Raw genomic sequence first — 25,482 nt, forward strand, 5'->3', positions numbered from 1 at the left:
GCCTGTGCCCGGTCAAGGTCACGGTCGAGGCGCCGGAACTCTGCCCCGGCTTCGCGCTGACACTGGTCAAGGGCGTGAAGAACGGCCCGTCGCCGAAATGGCTGCAGCAGCGGCTGATCGCGATTGGCCTGCGCCCGATCAGCGCGCTGGTCGACATCACCAACTACGTCACCTTCGACCGCGGCCGGCCGCTGCATGTGTTCGACGCGAAAAAGGTCGCCGGCAACCTCGTGGTGCGCCGCGCCAAGGAAGGCGAAAAGGTGCTGGCGCTCGACGGACGCGAATACACGCTGACGCCGGAAATGTGCGTGATCGCCGACGACAACGGCGTCGAATCGATCGCCGGCATCATGGGCGGCGAGCATTCGGGCTGCGACGAGAACACCACCGACGTGCTGATCGAATCGGCGCTCTGGGACCCGATCGCCACGGCCCGCACCGGCCGCACGCTCGGCATCATCACCGACGCGCGCTACCGTTTCGAGCGCGGCGTCGATCCCGAATTCATGGTGCCGGGTGTCGAGCTCGCGACCAAGCTGGTGCTCGATTTCTGCGGCGGCACGCCTTCGGAGATCGAGGTGGCCGGCTATACCGGCCATAAGCCGAAAATCGTCACCTTCCCGCTTTCGGAAGTGAAGCGGCTGACCGGCATCGAGGTGCCCAGGGCCGAGGCGCTGGATATCCTGATCCGGCTCGGATTCGAGCCGCAGGGCTCGGGCGACGTCGTCAAGGTGAAGGTGCCGTCCTGGCGGCCGGATATCGACGGCAAGGCAGATCTTGTCGAGGAAGTGATGCGCATCCACGGCGTCGACAACATCGCGCCCCAGCCACTGACCTCGCATGACGCGGTGAACGGCAAGATCCTGACCACGCTGCAGGTGCGCACCCGTTCGGCCAAGCGGGCGCTCGCCGTGCGCGGCATGATGGAGGCCGTCACCTGGTCGTTCATCCCGGCCAAGCACGCCGAGCTGTTCGGCGGCGGCCAGAGCGCGCTCAAGCTCGCCAACCCGATCGCCGCCGACATGTCCGACATGCGGCCTTCGCTGCTGCCGGGGCTGATCGCGGCCGCGCAGCGCAATGCCGACCGCGGCATCGGCGACGTGGCGCTGTTCGAGGTCTCCGGCACCTATGAAGGCGACTTGGCCGACCAGCAGCGGCGCGTGGCCGCCGGCGTCAGGCGCGGCACCGCCAAGCTCGACGGCTCGGGCCGCAGTTGGGCCGGCAATGCCGGCCCGGTCGGCGTGTTCGACGCCAAAGCGGACGCGATCGCGGCGCTCGAAGCCTGCGGCGCGCCGGTCGACCGGCTGCAGATCGAGCCTGGCGGCCCGGCCTGGTATCATCCTGGACGTTCCGGCACGATCAAGCTCGGCCCGAAGACCGTGCTCGGCACGTTCGGCGAGTTCCATCCGAAGACGCTGGACGGGCTGGACGTCTCGGGCCCGCTCTGCGGCTTCGAGGTGTTCGTCGACGCCGTGCCGGAGCCGAAGGCCAAGCCGACGCGCACCAAGCCGAAGCTCGAGCTCTCGCCTTTCCAGGCGGTGAAGCGCGATTTTGCCTTCGTCGTCGACAGGACGGTCGAGGCCGGCACGCTGGTGCGGGCAGCCTTGGCCGCCGACAAGAAGCTGGTCACCGGCGTCTCGGTGTTCGACGTCTTCGAGGGCGCCTCGCTGGGGGCTGCCAAGAAATCGATCGCCATCGAGGTGTCGATCCAGCCGGTCGAAAAGACGCTGACCGACGAGGATTTCGAGGCGCTAGCCAAGCGCATCGTCGAGAACGTCAACAAGCAGACAGGCGGCGTGCTGCGCGCTTAGGTTTGGGATTGCCGGGGCATGGCGAATCGTCCTCCAAAGGGCGATGCGCCATCTCCGCTATTCCGGGCTTCCCTTCGAAGAGCAGCGCGCGGCGTTCCTAAGGATCGTTGCGGCCGACCCGCTGCTCGATGAAACACTAGCGCGGGTGCGCCAGCTTGCGTTGCCGGATTGGCTGGTGGTGTCCGGCGCGCTCTACAACAGCGTCTGGAACCATCTGACCGGCAGGCCGCCGGGATATGGCATCAAGGATGTCGACCTGTTCTATTTCGACGATGCCGACCTTTCCTACGAGGCCGAGGACGCGGTGATCCGCCGGGCGGCGACGCATTTCGAGGGATTGAAGCTGCCGGTCGAGGTGCGCAACCAGGCGCGGGTGCATCTGTGGTATCCGCAAAAGTTCGGACAGCAATGCCCGAGATACTCGAGCGCGAGCGAGTCGGTAAGCTATTTTGCCTCGAAGACGCATGCGGTGGGGGTGCGGTACGACGCAGACGGGCAGCTGGAGCTGGTGGCGCCGTTCGGGCTGGACGACATATTTTCGTTTCGCATTGCGCCGAATAGGGCTCTGGATAATCAGCGGACGCATGAGGCGAAGGGGAGAAGGGCCAAGGAGTTCTGGCCGGAGATTAGTGTGGTGTCTTGGTAAGGGCGCAGCATAAAATAAGTCGCTGCGAGGCCCCCCTCTCTGCCCTGCCGGGCATCTCCCCCTCAAGGGGGGAGATTGGCAGCTTGGGCGCCGGCGCTCCCTTTGCAACGCTGGTGATTAGCGAAAGCGGACGCGACATCGATCTCCCCCCTTGAGGGGGAGATGGCCGGCAGGCCAGAGAGGGGGGCCTCGCGCCGGCCTTTCAACAAAAGAGGCGCCGGAGCGCCCCTCTGCTCACCCATTCACCAGCGCCAGCAATTCCTCCGTATAACGCTTGCCGACCACCTTATCCGGCGACAACGCATCGCCGATCGCCGCCACTTCCGCCGCGCTCAGCTCAATCCCCGCAGCCGCCGTGTTCTGCTCCAGGTGGCGGATCTTCCTTGCACCGGGGATCGGCACGATGAAATCGCCCTGGTGCAGCACCCAGGCGAGCGCCAGCTGCGCCGTTGTCACGCCCTTCCCGGCCGCCATCTTCTCCAGCACCGCGATGACGGCGTTGTTGGCTTCCATCGCCTCGGCCTGGAAGCGCGGCAGGGTCAGGCGCCAGTCGCCGGCGCCGAGCGCGTCGGGCTTGCTGAGCGTGCCGGTGAGCAGGCCGCGGCCGAGCGGGCTGTAGGGGACAAAGCCGACGCCGAGCTCGCGGCAGACGGCGAGGATCTCGTCCTCCGGATCGCGGCTCCACAGCGAATATTCGCTCTGCACGGCGGCGATCGGGTGCACGGCATGCGCCCGGCGCAGCGTGGCTGCGCTCACCTCCGACAGGCCAAGCGCCCGCACCTTGCCTTCACGCACCAGCTCGGCCATGGCGCCGACCGTGTCCTCGATCGGCACGCTGGGGTCAACGCGGTGCTGGTAATAAAGGTCGATCACATCGGTATCGAGCCGCTTCAGCGAAGCTTCCGCGACCGCCTTGACGTGCTCGGGACGGCTGTCGAGGCCAATCATGCGGTCGGTGCCCGAACCGTGCTCGGAAATCTTGAAGCCGAATTTGGTGGCGATGGTGACCTTGTCGCGCACCGGCTTCAGCGCCTTGCCGAGCAAGATTTCGTTCTCGAAGGGGCCGTAGACTTCCGCCGTATCGAAGAAGGTCACGCCGATCTCGACGGCGCGGCGCAGCGTGGCGACGGCTTCCGCCTCCGGCTGACCGCCGTAAACAAAACTCATGCCCATGCAGCCGAGACCGACGGGGAAGACTTCGAGTTCAGTTCCTAGCTTGCGGGTTTTCATCACGCATCTCCTTGTTGCGATCTCAAAGCGCGCAACGCGCTTTGAGCCTTCGTTCTGCATGTCGGTTGTCCCAAAACCGCTGCGCACTTTTGGGCGACATGCATCGGAGATAAGGCCTTGCGCTTCGTTCGATAATCGGCTCTCTTTTGTACGGCTTGCTCTATAAAATAGAACAATGAACCGGACCAATCTCTCACAGCTCGCGGTGCTCGCCACCGTCGCCCAATGCGCAAGCTTTCGCGGCGCCGCGCGCGAGCTCGGCATCGCCCCTTCCGCAGTCAGCCACGCGGTCTCCAGCCTGGAGGCGCGGCTCGGCGTGCGGCTGCTCGCGCGCAGCACGCGCAGCGTCGCGCCGACCGAGGAGGGCGCGCAGCTGCTCGAACGGCTGCGGCCGGCGCTCTCCGAGATCGATCTCGCGCTGGAAACGGCGGCCGAGTCGCGCGACCGGCCGGCTGGGAATCTCAGGTTGACCGTGCCACGCACGGCTGCGCATCTGACGCTGACGCCACGGCTCGGCGCCTTTGCCGCCGCCTATCCCGACATCGTGCTGGAGATCGTCATCGAGGACCGCTTCACCGACGTGGTCGAAGGCGGTTTCGACGCCGGCGTGCGGCTCGGCGAAAGCCTGCAGCGCGATATGATCGCGGTGCGCATCGGCCCCGATCTTCGCGGCGCAGTGGTCGCCGCGCCATCCTATTTCGCTTCCATGCCGAAACCGCGCCATCCGCGTGAGCTGGCGGACCACCGCTGCATCCGCTTCCGTTTCTCGAGCGGCATCCTCTACCGCTGGGAGTTCGAGAAGGACGGCGAGGAAATCGAGATCGCCGCGCAAGGGCCGCTGATCCTCGACGAGGATCATCTGATCGCCCAGGCGGCGGTCGATGGCGCCGGGCTCGCCTTCGTCTTCGAGCCCTATGTGCGGGCGCCGCTCGCCGACGGCCGACTGATCCGCGTGCTGGAAGACTGGTGCCCGTCCTTCGAGGGTTTCTTCGTCTATTATCCGAGCCGCAGGCAAATGCGGCCAGCGCTGAGAGCGTTCGTGGATTTCTTCAGGGTGAGCGGGTAGCTCCTCCCGCGAAAAGTACAATTGCATCCGGCAGCGCAGCCCCCTCTCCGTCCGCTGCGGGGCCACCTCTCCCCCATTTCATGGGGGCGAGGAAACACCAACGGCCAATGCCGCGGGCCTTCGAAAGTCTAGGTTCCTCGCCCCATGAAGTGGGGAGAGGTGGCTCGGCGAAGCCGAGACGGAGAGGGGAGCGCCCTATGCAATTACCCGCCTCCAAGCTAAGGCGGAAGAAAACCGGCACCGGCTTCGTTCGCCTCCCATGCAATCCCTCACCAACACCCCCACCCGCTACGGCTGGGCGATGATCGTCCTTCACTGGCTGATCGGCATCATCTTCATCGGCCAATTCGTGCTCGGTGTCGTCATGGTGCGCACGACAAGCCAGCGGACGTCCTTCGAGCTGATCCAGCTGCACAAATCCTTCGGCTTCCTGCTGCTCGGCCTGATCATCCTGCGCATCGCCTGGCGGCTCGGCAATGCGGCGCCGGCGCTGCCGGCTTCGGTCGGCATACTGGAGCGCAGAGCGGCGCCGCTCGCCCATTTTGCTCTTTACGCGTTCCAGATCGCCCTGCCCTTATCCGGCTGGGCGCTGGTCTCGGTCTCGACGCTCGAAATCCCTACCATGCCGTTCGACCTGTTCGTGATGCCCAATCTGCCGCTCGCCGAATCCGACGCTTCGGAGAGCTTTTGGACTTCCGCGCATTGGTATCTTGCCTATGCCGGCATCGTACTGGTGACGCTGCACATCGCGGCGGCGCTGCGCCATCATTTCCTGCTGCGCGACACGGTGCTGACGCGCATGATCACACCTTCGTCAGGCAGGGAATAGAACCGCGCCATCATTCGTTGGTGGGGCGAGAACGCAGAAAAAGCGTATCTGCGGAAGGACGAAACTCATGAACACGCGCATCCTCGGATTGGCGGCCTTCGCCGCTTGCCTTACCGTGCCCGCCGTTGCCGCCGTGGCGCTCAGCGACGCCGCCGGCAGCTACACGATCAGCCCGTCGGGATCCTCGATCCGCTTCACCATCGGCAAGGCCGGCGGCGGCGGCTTCGATGGCGCCTTCGGTCGCTTCAAAGGCACGATCCGCATCGACAATGGCGATGTCGGCCGCTCCAAGGTCGACCTCACCATCTATCCCGAAAGCGTCGGCACCGGGCAAGGCCGCATCGATGCCTTCCTGCGCTCCGACGCGGTGTTCGACGCGGCCAACAATCCGGAAATCCAGTTCCGCTCGACCAGTGTCACCCGCACCGGCGACACGACAGCGCTGGTGACCGGCCGGCTGACGGCGCGCGGCAGGACGTTTCCGGAAAAATTCACGGCCGAGCTCGGCGGCTTGAGGGGCGGGACCATCAAGTTCCACGTCACCGGCAAGGTGCTCAGGTCGCGCTACGGCATGGATGTCGGCACGCCGCTCTATTCCAACGTCGTCGATTTCGACATGACGCTGACGGGGAGACGGGGGTAGGCCCAGCGCCTTTCCTCGCCCCCGCGAAGGCGGGGGAGAGGTGGCTCGGGCGAAGCCCGAGACGGAGCAGGGGGCGGCGCCCGCAACGGCAGAGTCCTCTCAGGATTGGGCTGCTGTGAAACCGTTCGACGCGGAATTCGGGCGCTCTACGATGACCCCTCTCCGTCCCGGCTTCGCCGGGACACCTCTCCCCACTGCGTGGGGCGAGGAAGCGCGCGCAGCCTCCCGCATTGGCTTTTCTCCGGAATTGGGGCACACCTCCATCGAGATAATCGACATGGAGAAGCGTGATGTTCCGATGGGGTGTTCTGTCGACGGCGAAGATCGGCCGCGAGCAGCTTTTGCCGGCAATCGTGGACTCGGAGAACGGCGTCCTGTCGGCGATCGCCAGCCGCGATCTGTCGAAGGCCAAGGCATTGGGCGAGCGTTTCGGCGCCCGCCATGCTTTCGGCTCCTATGAGGAGCTGCTTGCGTCCAAGGAGGTCGACGGCGTCTACATCCCGCTGCCGACCTCGCAGCATGTCGAATGGACGGCAAAGGCGATCGAGGCCGGCAAGCATGTGCTGGTCGAAAAGCCTCTGGCGCTCGACGCCAAGGATATCCCGCCGCTGATCAAGCTGCGCGACCAGAAGAAGGTGCTGGTCTGCGAGGCCTTCATGGTCGTCTACCACCCGCAATGGATCAAGGTGCGCGACCTCATCGCCGGCGGCGCCATCGGCCGGCTGCGCCATGTGCAAGGCGCGTTCTCCTATTACAATGTCGACCCCAAGAACATGCGCAACCAGCTCGACCTCGGCGGCGGCGCGCTGCCCGACATCGGCGTCTATCCGACGGTGTCGACGCGCTTCTCGACCGGCAAGGAGCCGCTGCGCGTGCAGGCGACGATCGAACGCGACAAGACCTTCGGCACCGACATCTACTCCTCGATCCGCGCCGACTTCGGCGACTTCGAGCTGTCCTTCTATCTGTCGACGCAGATGGCGGCGCGGCAGGTGATGGTGTTCCACGGCGAGAAGGGCTTCATCGAGGTCTTCGGCCCGTTCAATGCCGGGCTCTACGAGCACCACCGCATCGAGCTGCACAACCAGAACCACACCGAGGCGCAGGTGTTCCGCTTCCCCGGCACGCAGCAGTACCGGCTGGAAGTCGAAGCCTTCGTGCGCGCCGCCCAGGGCGGCAAGGACCGTGTCTTCACGCTGGAGGAATCGGTGCTGAACCAGAAGGTCATCGACGCCATCTTCCGCGCCGGCGACAAGGACGGCTGGGAACCCGTCTAAATCCTCACAACAAGCTGCCGGCTAACTTCTGGGAGGAATAGATGGCTGACGCGGACGTGATCATTGTCGGCGCGGGGCTGGCCGGCCTCGTTGCCGCGGCCGAACTGGCTGACGCCGGCAAGAAGATCATCATCGTCGACCAGGAGCCGGAACAGTCGCTGGGCGGCCAGGCCTTCTGGTCGTTCGGCGGGCTGTTCCTGGTCGATTCGCCCGAGCAGCGGCGCATGCGCATCCGTGATTCGCACGACCTCGCGCTCGAGGACTGGATGGGCACGGCCGCTTTCGACAGGCCGGAGGATCTCTGGCCGCGCAAATGGGCGGAGGCTTATGTCGGCTTCGCCGCCGGCGAGAAGCGCTCCTGGCTGATCGAGCGGGGCCTGAAGTTCTTCCCAGTGGTCGGCTGGGCCGAGCGCGGCGGCGGCAACGCGGTCGGCCATGGCAACTCGGTGCCGCGCTTCCACATAACCTGGGGCACCGGGCCCGGCGTGATCGAACCTTTCGTGCTGCGCGTGCGCGAAGCGCAAAAGCGCGGGCTGGTCGCGTTCAGGTTCCGCCACCGGGTCAACGAGATCATCCGCACCGGCGATACCGTCACCGGCGTGCGCGGCGATGTGCTGGAGCCGAGCAGCGCCGAGCGCGGCCGCAAGAGCTCACGCGCCGCGACGGGAGACTTCGAGCTCCATGCGCAGGCGGTGATCGTCGCTTCCGGGGGCATCGGCGGCAACCACGAGCTGGTGCGCAAGAACTGGCCGCCTCGCCTCGGCACGCCGCCGAAACGCATGATCACCGGTGTTCCCGACCATGTCGACGGGCGCATGCTGGCGATCACCGAGGCGGCCGGCGGTTCGGTCATCAACCGCGACCGCATGTGGCACTATGTCGAAGGGATCAGGAACTGGGCGCCGATCTGGACCGAGCATGCGATCCGCATCCTGCCCGGCCCCTCCTCGCTCTGGCTGGACGCGCGCGGCAAGCGCCTGCCGGTGCCGCTCTATCCGGGCTTCGACACGCTGGCCACACTCAGCCACATCATGAGCACCGGCTTCGACTATTCCTGGTTCATCCTGACGAAGAAGATCATCCAAAAGGAGTTCGCGCTGTCGGGCTCCGAGCAGAACCCCGACCTCACCGGCAAGAGCTGGCGGCAGGTGCTGGGCCGCGCGACATCGGGCATTCCCGGCCCGGTGAAAACCTTCATGGAGAAGGGCGAGGACTTCATCGTCGAGGCCGACCTTGCGAAGCTGGTGGCGCGCATGAACGCGCTCGCCGGCGGCGAGCCGCTGCTCGATGTCGCGCAGGTCGAGCGCGAGATCCGCGCCCGCGACATGCAGCTCGACAACCCCTTCTCCAAGGACGCGCAGGTCACGGCGCTGCGCGGCGCGCGTGCCTATCTCGGCGACAAGCTGATCCGCACGGCCAAGCCGCACAAGATGCTCGATGCGGCCAACGGCCCGCTGATCGCGGTGCGCCTCAACATCCTCACCCGCAAGACGCTGGGCGGGCTGCAGACCGACCTCGACAGCCGCGTGCTCGATGCCGCCGGCGAGCCAGTGCCGGGGCTCTACGCGGTGGGCGAAGTGGCCGGCTTCGGCGGCGGCGGCGTGCATGGCTACGCGGCGCTGGAAGGCACCTTCCTCGGCGGCTGCATCTTTTCGGGGCGGAGTGCCGGGCGGGCTGCGGCGAAGGCGGTCGGCTGAGCGGCGGGCGGCGCCAGAGCTGAGACGCCGGCGGGACAGCGCCCCCCTCTGTCCTGCCGGACATCTCCCCCACAAGGGGGGAGATTGGCAGTTCCGGCGCCTCGCCCTTTTCGGCAAGGTTGGCGACTGGCGAAAGCGGTCGAGCGCGTGATCTCCCCCCAAGTGGGGAGATGGCCGGCAGGCCAGAGGGGGGGCGAAGGATCGCGACGACTCACCTTTGCTTCGAACCACGCGTTCAAAAATTCTCGTGCCTGTGAGAATCCTTTCGCCCATCCGAAACGTCTTCTTCATACCAACCGAAGGAGAAGACCATGACCTACAACCTCATCCGCTACGGCGTGAAGGACACCAGCATCGCCGAGAACCGGGCGCTGGTGGCGAAAGTGTTCGAAGCGCTGAACGAAACGCAGCCGCAATCCTTGCGCTATCTGGTGCTCGAGCTGGAGAATGGCGAGTTCGTCCATTTCGTCGGCTACGACAAGGACAGCTCGGCGCTCACCGAGCTCGACGCCTTCAAGGCGTTCGGCGCCGATCATGCCGAGCGACGCTCGACACCGCTTGCCAGGGCGCCGGCGAAGATCGTCGGCAATTATCGTATGCTGGCTACGACCGATGAGGTCGTGCCCGCCTGACCCGGGCACAGCACGGCATTGGCGAGGCGAGAAAGAGGAAGATGAGCTTGGCAGGGTTCGATCGCGCGGAACTTGAAGCCATGCTCGTCGGCCTGCGCCCGAAACTGCATCGCTATGCGGCCCGCATGGCCGGCTCGACGATCGAGGGCGAGGACATCGTTCAGGAGACGGTGATGAAGGCGCTTGCGGCGCATGACGGCGGCGCTCTCGTCGAACGCCCCGAGCAATGGCTGTTCCGCATCGCCCACAATGCGGCGCAGGATCATCTGCGCCGCCGCCAGCGGGAGCGCTCCCGCATCACCGAGGCCGACATGACGACGATCGCGGATCACTCGGCCAACGCCGAGGCGAGGCTTGCGGCTGCAGCTAGCCTGCGCGCCTTCATGCAGCTTACGCTGGCGCAGCGCAGTGCCGTGATCCTCGTCGACGTGCTTGGCCTCACCTTGCATGAGACCTGCGAGGTGACGGGCGCGACGCTCGCCGCCACCAAGGCGGCGCTGCATCGCGGCCGGGCGGAGCTGAAGGCGCTGGCGGCGTTGCCGGACGACACGACCATGCCGAAGCTGGATCCGGAGGAGGAGCGCCGGCTGCGCCGCTATGTCGACCTGTTCAACGCGCGCGATTTCGACGGGGTGAGGATGCTGATCGCCGAGGACATCCAGGTCGACGTCGTCAGTCGGACCCGCCTCAACGGCAAGAAGCAAGCCTCGACCTATTTCGGCAATTACGACCGCCTCGGCGACTGGGCGCTGTCGCTCGGCTTCGTCGACGGCCGGCTGGCGATCCTGATCCGCAACCCGAAGGCGGACGATGCCGTACGCGGCTTCGTGCTGATCGACTGGCGCGGCGAAGAGGTCGTGCACATCCGCGATTTCCGCCATGTTCCTTATTGCGTCGAAGGCGCCGACATCCTCTTCGTCCCTGTCGAGCGGGCTGACTGAATCCGGGCCGCGCGTTTGCTCTCGCCACGAACGTGTCTATAAACTGTCATCGGAGCAGAACGGACACGAGGTCGTGACGCAGCCTGATCCCGGAACCCACGGCATCCCGGCACGGCTCTTGGCCGCGCTTATCGCGCTGGCGGCATGGACCGGGATCGGCGTGCATTTCCACGCGCTTGCCGACGGGCCGGCTTCGTGGTCCGCCGTGCTTTGGCGACTGCTCGGCTACTTCACGATCACCACCAATCTTCTGGTCGCGGTCGTGTTCACCGGCGTCGCGGCGAAGGCACGCTTCGCGACGCCATGGCTGCTCGGCGCGACCCTCCTCAACATAGCGCTTGTCGGCGTCGTCTATGCCCTGCTGCTGCAGGGCCTGCAGCAGCTTACCGGCGGCTCGCAGCTCGCCAACGTCCTGCTTCACCGGGTGACGCCGGCACTGACGATCGTTTTCTGGCTAGCCTTCGTCCGCAAGGGCACGCTGACCCGCCAGGCTCCGCTTCTATGGGCGCTCTATCCGCTCCTCTATCTCGTCTACGCCCTGGTTCGCGGGTCTTTCGAAGCGCGTTATCCCTATCCGTTCATCGATGTCGCCCGGATCGGCTGGGCGCAGACCCTCATAAACAGCGCTCTCATCGCGCTCGGCTTCGCCCTTGCCGGGGAAGTGCTGGTCTGGCTCGACCGGCGGCTCGGCGGAATGACGAGGCCGTAGACTGGCGGCCGATCAGCCGCCGGTAGGCGGCCCGCAATCGATATTCCGGTGGGCAAGGCTATATACTCGCCGGCGGCACCGGCGAGAGGACGGCCACATGCTTCCTTCATCAGGCCTCGAACGGTTGAACGCGTTCTCGGACGGCGTGTTCGCCGTTCTCATCACCGTGCTGGTGCTGGAGCTTCGCCCACCGGAAATCCCGACCTTCGCGGCGCTGCTCAGGCTCTGGCCAACCTGGCTCAGCTATGGCGTGAGCTACCTTTTCATTGCCATCGTCTGGGCGAACCACCATCACCTGCTGCGCCATGCAACCGGAATGACCGCCCGCCTGATGTGGCACAATTTCGCGCATCTGTTTTCGGTCTCCCTGCTGCCGCTGGCCACCGCCTGGATGGCTGTCAGCGAACTCTCGCCGCAACCCGTCGCCTTCTATGCCGGCGTCTTCTTCCTGGTGAACCTGACCTATGTCTTCCTCATCCGCGAGCTGATCGAGCCGCTGCCGGCGGAGACGATTCCGCAGAGCGCGCGCAAAACGATGCGCCTTCGCGCGGCTGCGACGCTTTGTCTTTTCGGGATCGCGGCAATCGTCGCCCTGAAATATCCGATCGCCGGACTGGCCATCTGTTGCTGCTGCCTGGCCGTCTATCTGCGTCCGGAAGCGCCGGGCATCCGGCGCCAGGGCTGACAACGGTCAGTCTCCGCCTATGAGGCCGGCCAGCACCATCAACATAGATGTTTCAAACATCAATCCTTGACGGTAGGACATTTTAATGTAGGGTACAGCACCGAGACCTCATATCTCAGAACTGAACAAGAGAGTCCTCGGTGATAACCGCACCGCAATTGCGCGCCGCCAGATCGCTGCTCGGCATCGATCAGCGCCGGCTTGCCGAATTGTCCGGCCTGTCGGTGCCGACGATCCAGCGCATGGAAGCCAGCGGCTCGATCATCCGGGGCAATGTCGATTCGCTGATGAAGCTGATCGCGGCGCTCGAGGTATCCGGCATCGAGCTGATCGGGGAAGGCGCGGTGAGCCAGGGCGGCGGACGCGGCGTGCGGCTGAAAGCCGGTTTCGATCCGGCCAAGGTATCCGAAGCCGATGGCGACGGGGCCGAATCCGGCGGGAGCCAGCCGTGAATTCGACCGTCGCGCTTCTGCTGTGCGGCCCTGCCGCGCTCCTGGCGACAGCCATCCTCGCCGCAGCCGTCAGCCGGCACAGCTTTGCGACGCGTCTGGTCTATGGCGCCGCGTTTGTCATTTCAGCCGTCCTGATGGTGATCGTTGCCGGCCATCTCGCCGGCAACTCCGGCGAGGCGTCCGCCACCTTGCCGCTCGGCCTGCCCTGGACCGGCGCCCGATTCCGCCTCGACGGCCTGTCGGCGTTCTTCCTCCTCGTCGTCAATCTGGGCGGCGCCATCGCCAGCCTCTACGGTCTCGGCTACGGCCGGCACGAATCGGCGCCGCATCGGGTGCTGCCGTTCTACCCGGCGTTCCTCGCCGGCATGAACCTCGTCGTGCTGGCCAACGACGCCTTCAGCTTCCTCTTGTCCTGGGAATTCATGTCGCTCGCTTCCTGGGCGCTGGTCATGGCGCACCACCGCGACGAGGCCAACAGGCGGGCCGGCTATATCTACCTGGTTATGGCGAGCTTCGGCACGATGGCGCTGCTGCTTGCCTTCGGCCTGCTGGCCGGACCGGCGGGAACCTACGCGTTCGACGCGATGCGGACGGCGCATCCCGGCCCGCTCGCGGCGGGCGCGGTGCTCGTTCTCATGCTGCTCGGCGCCGGCTCGAAGGCCGGCCTCGTGCCGCTGCATGCCTGGCTGCCGCTTGCCCATCCGGCAGCACCCAGCCACGTCTCGGCGCTGATGAGCGGCATCATGACCAAGGTTGCCATCTACGGCTTCATCCGCGTGGTGTTCGGCCTGCTTGGCGAGCCGGCATGGTGGTCGGGTGTCGCGGTGCTTCTCATCGGCGGCGTGACAGCCGTGCTGGGCATCCTTCACGCGCTGATGGAAAAGGACCTGAAGCGGTTGCTTGCCTACTCGACCATCGAGAATATCGGCGTCATCTTCACCAGCCTCGGCCTTGCGCTCGCCTTCAAGGCGAATGCCATGCCCTCGGCCGCGGCGCTGGCCTTCACCGCGGCGCTCTTCCATGTGCTCAACCATTCCTTCTTCAAGAGCCTGCTGTTCTTCGGCGCCGGCGCGGTGCTGACGTCAACCGGCGAGCGCGACATGGAAAAGCTCGGCGGCCTCATCCATCGCCTGCCGGTGACCAGTTTCGTCTTCCTCGTCGGCTGCGTCTCGATCTCGGCGCTGCCGCCCTTCAACGGCTTCGCCTCCGAATGGCTGGTCTTCCAGGCCATATTGCGCAGCCCCGAGCTGCCGCAATGGGGGCTGAAGGTCATCGTGCCCGCGGTCGGCGGCCTGCTGGCCCTGGCGGCGGCGCTGGCCGCGGCCTGCTTCGTCAAGGCATTCGGCATCACCTTCCTCGGCCGGGCGCGGTCGGCGGCGGTGGAACGGGCGCATGAGGTCGACCGCTGGTCGCTGGCGGCGATGGCGGTGCTGGCCGCCCTCTGCCTGCTCGCCGGCATCCTGCCCGGCTTCGTCATCGACGCCCTGTCGCCGGTAACGATTTCGCTCATCGGCGACCGCATGCCGGTGCAGATGGCTCAGCCCTGGCTGTCGATCGTGCCGATCGCCGAGAGCCGCAGTTCCTATAACGGCCTCCTGGTGTTCGTCTTCATCACCGTCTCGGCATCGCTTGCGGCCTTCTTCATCCACCGCTTCGCCTCGCATGCGCTGCGCCGGGGCATTGCCTGGGGGTGCGGCTTCGCGGACGCGGTGCCGGCCGCGCAATACACCGCCGTCAGCTTCGCGCAGCCCATTCGCCGCGTCTTCGGCGGCTTCGCGTTCAGGGCCCGCGAGACGGTGGACATGCCGGCGCCGGGCTCCCTCGAGCCGGCGCGTCTCAAGGTGGATATGCATGACGTGGCCTGGGAGATCTTCTACCAGCCGGTCACCGGCGCGATCGATTTCGCCACCGAGCGGCTGAACCACCTGCAGTTCCTGACCATCCGCCGCTATCTGACGCTGGTGTTCCTCTACCTGGTCATCCTGCTTCTGGTGCTTGCGCTATGGCCATGATTTTCCAGCTGGCCGTGCAGGGCGCGCAGATGCTGGTCGTGCTTCTGCTGGCGCCGCTTCTGATCGGCTTCGTGCGCAAGGTGAAGGCAAGGCTGCTGCGGCGGCAAGGACCCCCGCTGATCCAGCCCTATCGCGATCTCGTCAGGCTGATGCGCAAGGAGGTGGTGCTGGCCGACAACGCCTCCTGGCTGTTCCGCGTGACGCCCTATCTGATCTTCGCCGCGACCTGGGTGGCGGCGGCGCTGGTCCCGACATTCGCCGCCGGCCTCGAATTCAGCTGGACCGCCGACCTCATCGTCATCGTGGCGCTGCTCGGCAGCGCGCGCTTCTTCCAGGCGTTGGCCGGGATGGATGTCGGCACCAGCTTCGGCGGCATCGGCGCCAGCCGCGAGGTGATGATCGCATCGCTCGCCGAGCCCGCGATGCTGCTCATCGTCTTCAGCCTGGCGCTGGTGGCCGGCGCCACGCAGCTTTCGACCGTCGCCGCCTTCATGGGCTCTCCGCAAGTCGGACTGAGGGTGTCGCTCGGCATGTCGCTGATTGCGCTCGTGATGGTGGCGATCGCCGAGAATGCGCGCATTCCGGTCGACAATCCGGCCACGCATCTGGAGCTCACCATGGTGCATGAGGCGATGATCCTGGAATATTCCGGCCGCCATCTGGCGATGATCGAGCTCGCCACCTTTCTCAAGCTGCTGCTCTACATGTCGCTGATCTCCTGCGTCTTCCTGCCCTGGGGTCTGGACGGCGCAAGCGCAGGGCCGAAGGCGCTGGCCATCGGCGCCGTCGCCTATCTCGGCAAGCTCACGGTGCTTGCCATCCTGCTTGCCGTGTTCGAGACGGCGGTCGCCAAGATGCGTGTCTTCCGCGTGCCGGATTTCCTGGGCGCGGCGCTGATGCTGGCGCTGCTCGGCACGCTTTTGCTGTTCGTCTCGCGGAGCCTGTGATGAACGGTCTCACCTTCGACATCGCCCATCTGCTGGCCGGCAGCCTGGTGCTGATCTCCTTCATGATGCTCTACCAGGACCGGCTGTTCGCGCTGATCAACGTCTTTGCGCTGCATGCGGTCATGCTTGCCCTGTCGGTGGCCTGGCAGGCCTATATCCAGGACGCGCACCACCTCTACATCACCGCGGCGATAGCGCTGGTCTTCAAGGCGATCGTCATTCCCGTCGGGCTGCACCGCATCATCCAGCGGCTCGGCATCCATCGCGACATCGAGACCGCGGTCGGCATCGGCCCGACCATGCTCGCCGGCATCGGACTGGTGACGCTCTCCATGGTGCTGATGCTTCGGGTGACGCCCGAGGCCGACCCGCTCGCCCGCGAGGATCTCGCCTTCGCGCTGTCGATCATCCTGCTGGGGCTGCTGGTGATGGTCACAAGGCGCAACGCCGTCAGCCAGGTCGTCGGCTTCATGTCGCTGGAAAACGGCCTGGTTCTGGCCGCCACCGGCGCCAAGGGCATGCCGCTGGTCGTCGAGATCAGCGTCGCCTTCTCGATCCTGATCGCCTTCATCGTCATCGGCGTCTTCCTGTTCCGCATCCGCGAACGGTTCGATTCGGTCGATATCGGCGCGCTTGACGACTACCGGGGAGAACGCCGGTGAGCGGGTTCTCCTTCGATGCCGTGGCCGCGATCCTTTTCATCCCGGCGGGCGCAGCGGCTATCCTGGCGGCATTGCCGAACTATCGGATGACGGCGGCCGTCAATGTCGTGGCCAGCCTGCTCACCCTGCTTGCGGCGCTCTCGCTGTTCGTCACCGACCGGCCGGCGCCTGGGCAATATCTGCTGGTCGACGACCTCAACATCGTCTTCATCGTGCTCAACACATTCGTCGGCTTCACCACCAGCGTGTTCAGCGCGTCCTATATCGCGCATGAGCTGGAGACCGGGCGCCTGACCGCGCCGAACCTCCGGTTCTACCATGCGATGTACCAGATCATGATGTTCGGCATGAACCTCGCCTTCGTGTCGAACAATATCGGCCTGATGTGGGTCGCGGTGGAGCTCGCCACGCTGACCACCGTGCTGATGGTCGGCATCTACCGCACGCATGAGGCGCTGGAAGCGGCGTGGAAATATTTCATCCTCGGCAGCGTCGGCATCGCGCTCGCTCTCTTCGGCACGATCCTCGTCTACATGGCCGCGCAGCCGGTCGTCGGCGAGGGCACCAACGCCATGGTCTGGTCGGTGCTGATCGAAAAGGCGGCGCATTTCGACCCCGCGCTGCTCAGCGTCGCCTTCATCTTCCTGCTGCTCGGCTACGGCACCAAGGTCGGCCTCGCGCCCTTGCATGCCTGGCTGCCCGACGCGCATGCCGAGGGCCCGACGCCGATCTCGGCGGTGCTGTCGGGCCTGCTGCTCAACGTCGCGCTCTATGCCGTGCTGCGCTTCAAGCTTCTGCTCGCGGCGAGCCCGCAGGCCATCGGTCCCGGCCCGCTGATGGTCACGATGGGACTGACCTCGCTGATCTTCGCGGCTTTCATGCTCTACCGCCGCCGCGACATCAAACGCCTGTTCGCCTATTCCTCGATCGAGCATATGGGCATCATCGTCTTCGCCTTCGGCATGGGCGGCCCGCTCGCCAACTTCGCCGGTCTGCTGCACATGGTCATGCACAGCCTGACCAAATCGGCGATCTTCTTCGCCGTCGGCCATATCGCGCAGGTCAAGGGCACGCAGAAGATCTCCGAAATCAGGGGGCTGACCGAAAGCCATCCCGGGCTTGGCTGGGCGCTCGTCATCGGCGTCGTGGCCATCGCCGGCCTGCCGCCGCTCGGCATCTTCATGAGCGAATTCCTGGTCGTCAGCTCGACCTTCGCCAGGCATCCGTGGCTGGCGATCCCGCTGGTGTTCGGGCTGCTCCTCGCCTTCGGGGCGCTGTTGCTGCGACTGACCGGCGTCGCCTTCGGCGAGCCGCGCGGCGGCATGGCGCCGGTCGAGGCGTCCTACGTGCCGATGTATTCGCACCTCGCTCTGGTGTTTGCCGCCGGCATCTATCTGCCGGCGCCGCTGGTGGCGTGGTTCCAGCATGTCGCCGGGATCCTGGGGTGAGGCGCATGACCCGGAAGAATATGCCCGCACTTGCCGATCTCATCGAGGCCGACCGCCAGGTCGGGCATCACGCGCCCTGGCGCCGCGCCGTGGTGGCCCCGAAGGTCTGGAACCTCGCCGTCGAGCAGCTCGCCAATGGCCGCTGGAGCCTGCTCGGCCTGTGGGGGGAGCCGGACAAGGCGCACATGGCGCTTCTCGACGAAACGCTCGACATCGGCGTGATCAGCCTGGACTGCCGGGGCGGCCGCTACCCGTCGGTCGGCCAGTATCATCCGCCCGCCTTGCGGCTGGAACGCGCCGCGGCGGACCTGTTCGGGCTGGCGCCGCAAGGCCTGCCCGACACCCGCCGCTGGCTCGATCATGGCCAATGGGGCATCAGCCATCCGCTGGCGGCGAAACCCGGCGGGCCGGCGTCCGCCTCTTCCTACCGGTTCCTGACGGCGGAGGGCGAAAGCCTCCACCAGATCGCGGTCGGGCCGGTGCATGCCGGCATCATCGAGCCGGGACATTTCCGCTTCACGGCCGGCGGCGAAACGGTGGTGCGGCTGGAAGAGCGGCTGGGCTTCGTGCACAAGGGCATCGAAGGCCTGATGGCGGGTGCGCCGCTCGATCGCGCGGCCAAGCTGGCGGGCCGGACCTCGGGCGACAGCACGGTCGCCTATTCGCTGGCCTTCGCCCGCGCCGTCGAAGCCGCGCTCGGCGTCGCGCCACCGCCGCGCGCGATATGGCTGCGCGCGCTGATGGCCGAGCTGGAGCGCCTGGCCAATCACCTCGGCGACATCGGCGCCATCTGCAACGACGCCGCCTTCGCGATCATGCATGCGCATTGCGGGGTGCTGCGCGAACGCGTGCTGCGCGCCGCCGACGCGGCCTTCGGCCATCGCCTGATGCGCGACCGCATCCTGCCCGGCGGCACGGCATGCGACCTGGATGAGGCCGGCACCAGCGCCATCCGGTCGCTGGTCGCGGAGATCCGGCAGCGCTTCCCGCATCTGGTCGAGCTCTACGACAACACCGCCTCGCTGCAGGACCGTACGGTGGCGACCGGCCGGCTGAAGGTCGAGCTTGCCCGGCAATATGCCGCCGGCGGCTATGTCGGGCGCGCCTCGGGCCGCGATTTCGATGCGCGGCGCGCGCCGGGCTACGCGCCTTACGACGAGCTCGCCTTCGATGTGCCGGTGCTGCAGGAGGGCGACGTCAACGCGCGCGTTTGGATCCGCGTGCGGGAAGTCGAGCAGAGCCTGTCGCTGGTCGAGCAGATTCTCGGGCGACTGCCCGCCGGCCCGACCCTCGTCGAGGTCGCGGCGGATGGAGCCGCGGATGGGCCGCGCGAGGGCATGGCGCTGGTCGAGGGTTTCCGAGGCGACATATTGGTCTGGCTACGCATCGGCGAGGGCGGCACGATCGAGCGCTGCCACCTGCGCGACCCTTCATGGTTCCAGTGGCCGCTCTTGGAAGCGGCGATCGAAGGCAACATCGTCGCCGACTTCCCGATCTGCAACAAATCGTTCAACTGCTCCTATTCCGGCCATGATCTCTAGAGCAATTCCAGGAAAAGTGCGCAGCGGTTTTCCGTCCGGAATTGCGCAAAAACAAAGAGTTGGAGCAGGTCGGCGATTCTATCGGACGCTGAACTGCTCCAACCTGGGCCAAGGCACACCGCCATGCGCAAGCTGCTCTTCGAAAGCCTGATCCGTCCGCCCTTGACCGAGCGGCCGCCGCAAGTCAGCGACGCGGCTGTCGACGAACTGGCGCGCGCGCTCGACGGCGTTGCCCGTAAGCGGCTCGGCCGGAGCCTGTCGATCCGCGCGGTCGACGCCGGTTCCTGCAATGGCTGCGAGCTCGAGATGCACGCGCTCAACAACGCCTTCTACGACATCGAGCGCTTCGGCTTCCGCTTCGTCGCCTCGCCCCGCCATGCCGACGTGCTGATGGTCACCGGGCCGGTCACCAAGAACATGTGCGAGGCGTTGAAGCGGACCTTCGACGCGATGCCCAATCCGAAATGGGTGGTCGCGCTGGGCGGCTGCGCGAAGGACGGCGGCTGCTTCGCCGGCAGCTATGCCGTCGTCGGCGGCGTGTCGGACGTGGTGCCGGTCGACCTGCACATCCCGGGCTGCCCGCCGCCGCCCATCGAGATCCTGAAGGGGCTGATCGCCCTGCTCGACGGGGCGAACGGGAGGGGTGGCGCTTCAGTTTCTTGATCCCGGCCAACTGCATTGGCGAGACCGGAGCACTTAGCTTGCGCTCACGCCGGCGTCCGCCGCCCAAGCGCCGCATCCGCGATTTCCGCTAGGCACCCTATTGCCTCAATGAGGCTGATCTCGGCGTCATCGGCGGTTGACCGCCGCACAGGACACGGCCTCATCAAATGATCGTGAAGCTGCATGATCGTCACGGATCGGCCATCAGGGCAGCAGCATAGGCCTGCGAAGTCGTCTCAGCTTCCGGTCCGATACGCTGCGCTGAGCAGCTCAGATCGGCCGTAAGACGGGGCAACTGGCCCGACATCACCAGCCTATTGTTTTTTCCATAGTGCGAGCGAACGCGCTCGCGGGGTTTCCAATGTCTCTTCATGAAGCAATAAAGCCTGCCAAGAAAAGCTCTCGCCATGCCGAAGCAATGGCCGGATCGTCCCCGCGCGAGCAAATCCTGATCGGCCCCGATTTCATCCAGAAGGGCGCGCCGGACGAAAGGCTCGACCGGTTCTTCGGCGACCTGGCGAGCCGCTTCGATGCCGCGCCCGCGGTCATTTCCGGCGGCCGTGCCTGGTCGTATCGGGAGCTGAACAACCGCGCCAACCAGTTCGCGCATCTTCTGATCGAGCGTGGCGTCAAGCCGGGCGACCGGATCGGCCTCTTGCTGGACCGCTCCGCCGAGACATACATCGCCGTGCTGGCCGTCATGAAGGCCGGGGCGGCCTTCGTGCCTTTGGCCACCGCGTTTCCCGAAGACCGCATGGTGATGATCATCGACGACGCCAATGTCACGCTGGTGATCAGCGTCTCGGGCTATGCGGCGCGCGTGGCGCGCCTGCCGGTACCGCATATCTCAATCGACTCCGCGGAGTCCGAGATCGCTCTCCAGCCGGAAACAGCCCCCTTGCCGGACGGCGTCCAGGATCAAACCTGTTATATCCTCTATACATCCGGCACCACCGGCAAGCCGAAAGGCGTTGTCATCACCCACGAGAGCTTCTGCAACTTCATCCGCGTCGCCGCGGCGTCCTACGGCTATCAACCCGGTGATCGGGTTTACCAGGGCATGACCATCGCCTTCGACTTTTCCTCGGAGGAGATCTGGGTGCCGTTCACCGCCGGCGCCACGGTCGTGCCGGCTCCGGGTCAGCAGCCCCTCGTCGGCGAGGAGCTCGCCGCTTTCCTGCGTGAACACCAGATCACATGCATGGCCTGCAGCCCGACCCTTTTGTCGTCGATCGAGAGCGACGCGCCGAGCCTGCGCGCGATCCTGGTCGGCGGCGAAGCCTGCTCGCATAAACTCGTGGTGCGTTGGGCGAAGCCTGGCCGCCAGATCCTGAACACCTACGGCCCGACCGAAGCCACGGTCACCGCCACGATGGCGTTGCTGACGCCGGACGAGCCGGTGACGATCGGCAGGCCGCTGCCCACCTATTCGATAGCCATCCTCGACCCGGAAAAGCCGACGGTGCTGACCGGCGACAAGCTGGGGGAAATCTGCATCGGCGGCATGGGCGTGGCGGTCGGCTATCTCAACCGGCCGGAACTGACGGACCAGAAATTCATCCAGGATTTCATCGGGCTGCCGAACAATCCCAGCGGCCGTATCTACCGGACTGGCGACCTTGGCCGGATCAACGACAAGGGCGAGATCGAATATCACGGCCGCATCGACACTCAGGTGAAGATCCGCGGCTATCGTATCGAACTGGGCGAGATCGAGGCCGTGCTGCTCGACCAGCCAGGCATCGCGCAGGCGGCGGTCACGACCTGGGAGATCGAACCCGAGCGCACGGAACTTGTCGGCTACTATGCGCCCAAGGTCGGAGGCGAAGGGGTGGATCGCACCGTGCTCGTGCAGGAGCTGAAACGCCGGCTGCCGGATTACATGGTTCCGGCCTATCTGGAGCAGTTGCCCGCGATCCCGATGACGGTCTCCAACAAGGTCGACCTGAGGAAATTGCCGAAGCCGACCAGCGCGCGTGTCGCATCCGGCCATGCGATGGTCGATCCGCGCAACGAGGACGAGGCGTTCCTGGTGGACGCGCTGCAGGACGTGCTGAAGTTCGAGGATATCTCCATCGAGGATCACTTCTTCGACGATCTCGGCGCGAACTCTCTTTTGATGGCGAGATTCTGCGCCCGCATCCGCGCTCGCAAGGCGTGGTCGACGACGTCGATGCGCGACATCTACCTGCATCCGACGGTCGCCAAGCTCTCCGATTACCTGCGCGAGCCGCAAACGACCGCTATTGCCGCGAGCGAGCCGATGCTGACGCATCGGGCGTCCAATCTTGCTATTTGGGCAACGGGATTCGGCCAGTTGCTGTTCTACGCGGTCTACAGCTATGTCGCGCTTTGGGCGATCAATGACGGCCTCAACTGGGTCTATGATGCCCTGGACGACCCGGGCGTCCTTTACATGCGCTGCGTTATTTTGTCCGCCGGCGTGTTCTTCGGATTGAGCGGCTTCGCAATCGCCGCCAAATGGCTGCTGGTCGGCCGCTGGAAGGCCGAAACCTTCCCGATCTGGGGCTGGCGATATTACCGCTTCTGGATCGTGAAGACGCTGGTCCGCAGCGCTCCGGTCGTGCTGTTCCGCGGCAGCCCGCTCTACAGCCTCTATTTGCGCCTGCTCGGCGCCAGGCTTGGCGAACGCACCGTCATCGAATGCCGAGCCGTTCCGGTCTGCACCGACCTGATCGCCATCGGCGACAACTCGATCCTGCGCAAGGACTCGACGATCCTCGGTTTCCGAGCCCAGGCGGGCTATATCCACACCGGCCCGGTCAACATCGGCAACAACGCCTTTGTCGGCGTCGGCTCGACGCTGGACATCGACACTCGCATCGGCGACGGCGCCCAGCTCGGCCATGCTTCATCGCTGCATCGCGGACAGACCATTCCGGCGGGAGAGCGCAGGCACGGCTCGCCGGCGATCCCGACCGAGGCCGACTACTGCACCGTCCCCAACGTACCGCTGTCGAGAGTGCGCCGGGTCATCTATGAGGCGATCCAGCTCTTCATCCTCTTCGCCATCGTCACGCCTTTTCCGCTGCTCTTCCATACCTATTGGGAAAATGTCGGCGACGACTATCAGGAGACGATCGGTCTGGTGGCGATCGGTACCACGGTCACGGTGGCGGGCTTCATCGTCGGCGGGGTGTTGCTGGCGACCGTCGTGCCAAGACTGTTCAACCTCATGCTGAAACCCGGCCGGAACTATTCGCTCTACGGCTTCCACTACTGGCTGCAATCGATGCTCGAGCTGGTGAGCAATGTACGCCTGCTGAACGTCCTGTTCGGCGACAGCTCGGCCATCGTCTACTATCTGCGCGCCCTCGGCTGGCAGCTGAACAAGGTTGATCAGACCGGCTCGAATTTCGGCACCAACCAGCGGCACGAGAATCCGCAGCTCAGCGAAATCGGCTCGGAAACCATGGTGTCCGACGGTCTGTTCATGGTCAACATGCAGAAGTCGGCCAACTCCTTCCGCCTCGAGCACACGCGGGTCGGCGAGCGCAACTTCTTCGGCAACAACATCATCTACTCACCGGATTCCCGCGTCGGCGACAATTGCCTGCTCGGAACCAAGGTCCACGTGCCGGTGGACGGTCCCATGCGCGAGAATGTCGGGCTGCTGGGCTCGCCGCCCTTCGAGATTCCGCGCATGGTCAATCGCGACAAGGAGCTTCTCGGATTGATCTCCGACAAGGAGCGCAGTCGCCGCCTGCCGCGCAAGAACCTGCACAATCTCGTCACCGCGCTGATGTTCGTGGCCGCGCAATGGGTGATTCTGTTCCTGACGCTCGCCATCTGGGACCGGGCGCTCAACTACTATACCGAATGGGGCGAGACGGCGCTGTTCGTGGCGGTGGTGCTGACCACGGCGATCGGTATTCCGTTCTACATCTTCCTCGAGCGCGCCAGCCTCGCCTTCCGCCGGCTGAAGCCCAGGATGGCGACGATCTACGACCCGGTTTTCTGGCGGCACGAACGCCATTGGAAGCTGTCCGATTCACCGATCATGGGGCTGTTCACCGGCACCCCGTTCCGGCCGCTGATCCTGCGCCTGCTGGGCGTGAAGGTCGGGCTGCGGCTCTATGACGGCGGCTGCATCATAACCGAGCGGTCGCTGGTGGAGATCGGCGACGACGTGACGCTCAACGAGGGCTGCGTGATCCAGCCGCACTCGCTGGAGGAAGGCGCGTTCAAGTCCGACTACATCCGCATCGGCAATGGCTGCACGCTGGCGCCTTCCGCCTTCGTTCACTACGCGGTGGTGATGGGCGAGGGGTCCGTGGCCGACGTCGACTGCTTCGTCATGAAGGGCGAGGTGCTGGAGCCGAACACGGTCTGGCGCGGCAACCCGGCAAAACTTTACGGCGTCGTGACGCCGATCGATGCCCGCGCGATGGAAATCGGGCACGCCCCGTGACGCGCGCCGCCGGCATCAGCGACCCGCCGGTCGCCCTGGAGCCGGTCGGCAAGGGCAACCGGGCGGCGATACTGGCGCTCGAGCTGTCGCCCGCACAACAAGGCCTCGTCGCTTCCAACGCGGACTCGCTGGCCGAGGCTCGCCAGGATGACGAAGCCATCCCTCGCGCGGTGGTCACCGAAGGGCGCGTCGTCGGATTCCTGATGTACAGCGCGCCGGACGACGATGACGAAGCGATCATCTATCGTTTCATGATCGACCGGCGCGAGCAGGGCAAGGGCCTTGGCCGCGCCGCCGTCGCCAAGGCGCTGGAGGAGATTGCGCGCCTTGGCCATGTCCACCGAGTCTCGATCTGCTACGAGCCGGAAAACGAGGCCGCGCGCCAGCTTTACGCCGGCTTCGGTTTCGTGGAGCAGGGACTGGACGAAGACGGCGAGATGATCGCCGTGCTCGAATTGGGCGGATAGGGCGTTGAACACCCCACCGAACGAGGCGCGACCTGACATCGAGGCGGCGGTCGATCGCGCATTGACGGACCTCATGCCGCCAGGCCTGACCGCCGGTTGCCGTCTTATTCGCACCGGAGACGAACGGTTTCTTCTAGCGGCGGAAAGCGCTTCCATCGCCGCACGCGAGCCCCGGGCCCGTACGGCCAGCGGGGCGGGCCGCCAGGTGGCGCATGAACTGCTTCGGCGGCTTGGGTGCGCGGATCCCGCCGTGCCGCGTGGCCAATTGGGAAACCCGATCTGGCCCGCGGGCATCATCGGCTCGATAGCGCATGACGACGACCTCGCCGTGGCTGTCGCCGCGCGATCCGGCGCCATGAGAAGCGTGGGCGTCGACATCGAACCCGCCCTGCCCTTGCCTCGGGAGCTGGAGGCGATCGTGGCCACGCCCCAGGACCGCCTTGGCGATCTTGAGGCCGGCACAGGCAGCCGGGTCCTGTTTGCCGTCAAGGAGGCCGTCTACAAGGCATCGTTTCCGCTCGACGGCCGCGTGCTGGGTTTTGAAGACATCGCCGTCGATTTCGAAGCCGGTAAGGCGGTCACGTCATCCGGCCGCAAGTTGATGGTGTGCTTCACGACCACCCCAAGAATTCTGGCGCTGGCTTATACGGCGTGAGGCATGCCGGCCTCGGCCTCGGCTCGGCGGCTCTTCT

Annotated in this window: 22 protein-coding genes; 21 read left to right on the forward strand and 1 reads right to left on the reverse strand. The window is 65.7% G+C overall.

The window, feature by feature from the left end; genetic code table 11:
- On the forward strand, window positions 1–1,811 hold a 1,811-nt coding region (gene pheT, locus EOD07_RS00005; RefSeq protein ID WP_127233422.1), incomplete at its 5' end, for a phenylalanine--tRNA ligase subunit beta.
- Window positions 1,812–1,854: 43 nt separating this feature from the next.
- Window positions 1,855–2,457 (forward strand): nucleotidyltransferase family protein, encoded by a 603-nt coding sequence (locus tag EOD07_RS00010; RefSeq protein ID WP_127233423.1) that lies wholly within the window; start codon window positions 1,855–1,857, stop codon window positions 2,455–2,457.
- A gap of 234 nt (window positions 2,458–2,691) precedes the next feature.
- Here the strand turns inward: EOD07_RS00010 and EOD07_RS00020 are convergent, their stop codons facing one another.
- Window positions 2,692–3,687: an aldo/keto reductase gene (locus EOD07_RS00020; protein ID WP_127233424.1), complete on the reverse strand. Its 996-nt coding sequence runs from the start codon at window positions 3,685–3,687 to the stop codon at window positions 2,692–2,694.
- A gap of 175 nt (window positions 3,688–3,862) precedes the next feature.
- Here EOD07_RS00020 and EOD07_RS00025 point away from each other — a divergent pair, with 175 nt between their 5' ends.
- The 19 genes from EOD07_RS00025 (at window position 3,863) to EOD07_RS00120 (ending at window position 25,445) form a co-directional block, all read left to right on the forward strand.
- Window positions 3,863–4,753 carry a LysR family transcriptional regulator gene (locus tag EOD07_RS00025; RefSeq protein WP_127233425.1) on the forward strand — a complete coding sequence of 297 codons (891 nt, stop codon included), beginning with the start codon at window positions 3,863–3,865 and terminating at the stop codon, window positions 4,751–4,753.
- A gap of 259 nt (window positions 4,754–5,012) precedes the next feature.
- Complete coding sequence (locus tag EOD07_RS00030) at window positions 5,013–5,582, forward strand: cytochrome b (protein ID WP_127233426.1); 570 nt, start codon at window positions 5,013–5,015, stop codon at window positions 5,580–5,582.
- Window positions 5,583–5,649: 67 nt separating this feature from the next.
- Window positions 5,650–6,225: a YceI family protein gene (locus tag EOD07_RS00035; RefSeq protein WP_073984554.1), complete on the forward strand. Its 576-nt coding sequence runs from the start codon at window positions 5,650–5,652 to the stop codon at window positions 6,223–6,225.
- Between the two features lie 290 nt (window positions 6,226–6,515).
- The gene (locus tag EOD07_RS00040; RefSeq protein WP_127233427.1) at window positions 6,516–7,502 is read left to right on the forward strand and encodes a Gfo/Idh/MocA family oxidoreductase; all 987 of its coding nucleotides are present in this window, start codon (window positions 6,516–6,518) and stop codon (window positions 7,500–7,502) included.
- Window positions 7,503–7,543: 41 nt separating this feature from the next.
- A complete protein-coding gene (locus EOD07_RS00045; protein ID WP_127233428.1) occupies window positions 7,544–9,199 on the forward strand; it encodes an FAD-binding dehydrogenase in 1,656 nt (551 codons plus the stop codon).
- Between the two features lie 311 nt (window positions 9,200–9,510).
- Complete coding sequence (locus EOD07_RS00055) at window positions 9,511–9,831, forward strand: hypothetical protein (protein ID WP_245469688.1); 321 nt, start codon at window positions 9,511–9,513, stop codon at window positions 9,829–9,831.
- Window positions 9,832–9,878: 47 nt separating this feature from the next.
- Window positions 9,879–10,772 carry an RNA polymerase sigma factor gene (locus EOD07_RS00060; RefSeq protein ID WP_245469690.1) on the forward strand — a complete coding sequence of 298 codons (894 nt, stop codon included), beginning with the start codon at window positions 9,879–9,881 and terminating at the stop codon, window positions 10,770–10,772.
- A 73-nt stretch (window positions 10,773–10,845) separates the two neighbouring features.
- The gene (locus EOD07_RS00065; protein WP_206519402.1) at window positions 10,846–11,481 is read left to right on the forward strand and encodes a Pr6Pr family membrane protein; all 636 of its coding nucleotides are present in this window, start codon (window positions 10,846–10,848) and stop codon (window positions 11,479–11,481) included.
- Window positions 11,482–11,578: 97 nt separating this feature from the next.
- Window positions 11,579–12,166 (forward strand): TMEM175 family protein, encoded by a 588-nt coding sequence (locus tag EOD07_RS00070; protein ID WP_127233430.1) that lies wholly within the window; start codon window positions 11,579–11,581, stop codon window positions 12,164–12,166.
- 140 nt (window positions 12,167–12,306) lie between these two features.
- The gene (locus tag EOD07_RS00075) at window positions 12,307–12,618 is read left to right on the forward strand and encodes a helix-turn-helix transcriptional regulator (RefSeq protein WP_040984975.1); all 312 of its coding nucleotides are present in this window, start codon (window positions 12,307–12,309) and stop codon (window positions 12,616–12,618) included.
- Window positions 12,615–14,630: a hydrogenase 4 subunit B gene (hyfB, locus tag EOD07_RS00080; RefSeq protein WP_127233431.1), complete on the forward strand. Its 2,016-nt coding sequence runs from the start codon at window positions 12,615–12,617 to the stop codon at window positions 14,628–14,630. The genes EOD07_RS00075 and hyfB overlap by 4 nt, the downstream gene beginning before the upstream one ends.
- Window positions 14,621–15,577, forward strand: a complete 957-nt coding sequence (locus EOD07_RS00085) for an NADH-quinone oxidoreductase subunit H (protein ID WP_071069206.1) — start codon at window positions 14,621–14,623, stop codon at window positions 15,575–15,577. Before hyfB ends, EOD07_RS00085 begins: the two co-directional genes overlap by 10 nt.
- On the forward strand, window positions 15,577–16,239 hold the full coding sequence (locus EOD07_RS00090) for a hydrogenase-4 component E (RefSeq protein ID WP_041003621.1): 663 nt from the start codon (window positions 15,577–15,579) through the stop codon (window positions 16,237–16,239). The genes EOD07_RS00085 and EOD07_RS00090 overlap by 1 nt, the downstream gene beginning before the upstream one ends.
- Window positions 16,236–17,687, forward strand: coding sequence for a hydrogenase 4 subunit F (locus tag EOD07_RS00095; RefSeq protein ID WP_073984547.1), 1,452 nt, complete (start codon window positions 16,236–16,238; stop codon window positions 17,685–17,687). Before EOD07_RS00090 ends, EOD07_RS00095 begins: the two co-directional genes overlap by 4 nt.
- A 20-nt stretch (window positions 17,688–17,707) precedes the next feature.
- The gene (locus tag EOD07_RS00100) at window positions 17,708–19,228 is read left to right on the forward strand and encodes an NADH-quinone oxidoreductase subunit C (protein WP_127233444.1); all 1,521 of its coding nucleotides are present in this window, start codon (window positions 17,708–17,710) and stop codon (window positions 19,226–19,228) included.
- Between the two features lie 123 nt (window positions 19,229–19,351).
- Entirely contained in the window at window positions 19,352–19,891 is a 540-nt protein-coding gene (gene nuoB / locus EOD07_RS00105; RefSeq protein WP_127233432.1) for an NADH-quinone oxidoreductase subunit NuoB, read from the forward strand.
- Window positions 19,892–20,309: 418 nt separating this feature from the next.
- Window positions 20,310–24,323, forward strand: coding sequence for a Pls/PosA family non-ribosomal peptide synthetase (locus EOD07_RS00110; protein WP_245469692.1), 4,014 nt, complete (start codon window positions 20,310–20,312; stop codon window positions 24,321–24,323).
- Entirely contained in the window at window positions 24,320–24,790 is a 471-nt protein-coding gene (locus EOD07_RS00115; RefSeq protein ID WP_245469695.1) for a GNAT family N-acetyltransferase, read from the forward strand. Before EOD07_RS00110 ends, EOD07_RS00115 begins: the two co-directional genes overlap by 4 nt.
- 4 nt (window positions 24,791–24,794) lie before the next feature.
- A complete protein-coding gene (locus tag EOD07_RS00120; protein WP_245469697.1) occupies window positions 24,795–25,445 on the forward strand; it encodes a 4'-phosphopantetheinyl transferase superfamily protein in 651 nt (216 codons plus the stop codon).
- The last annotated feature ends 37 nt before the right edge of the window (window positions 25,446–25,482 follow it).

The sequence above is a fragment of the Mesorhizobium sp. M2C.T.Ca.TU.002.02.1.1 genome (assembly GCF_003997225.1).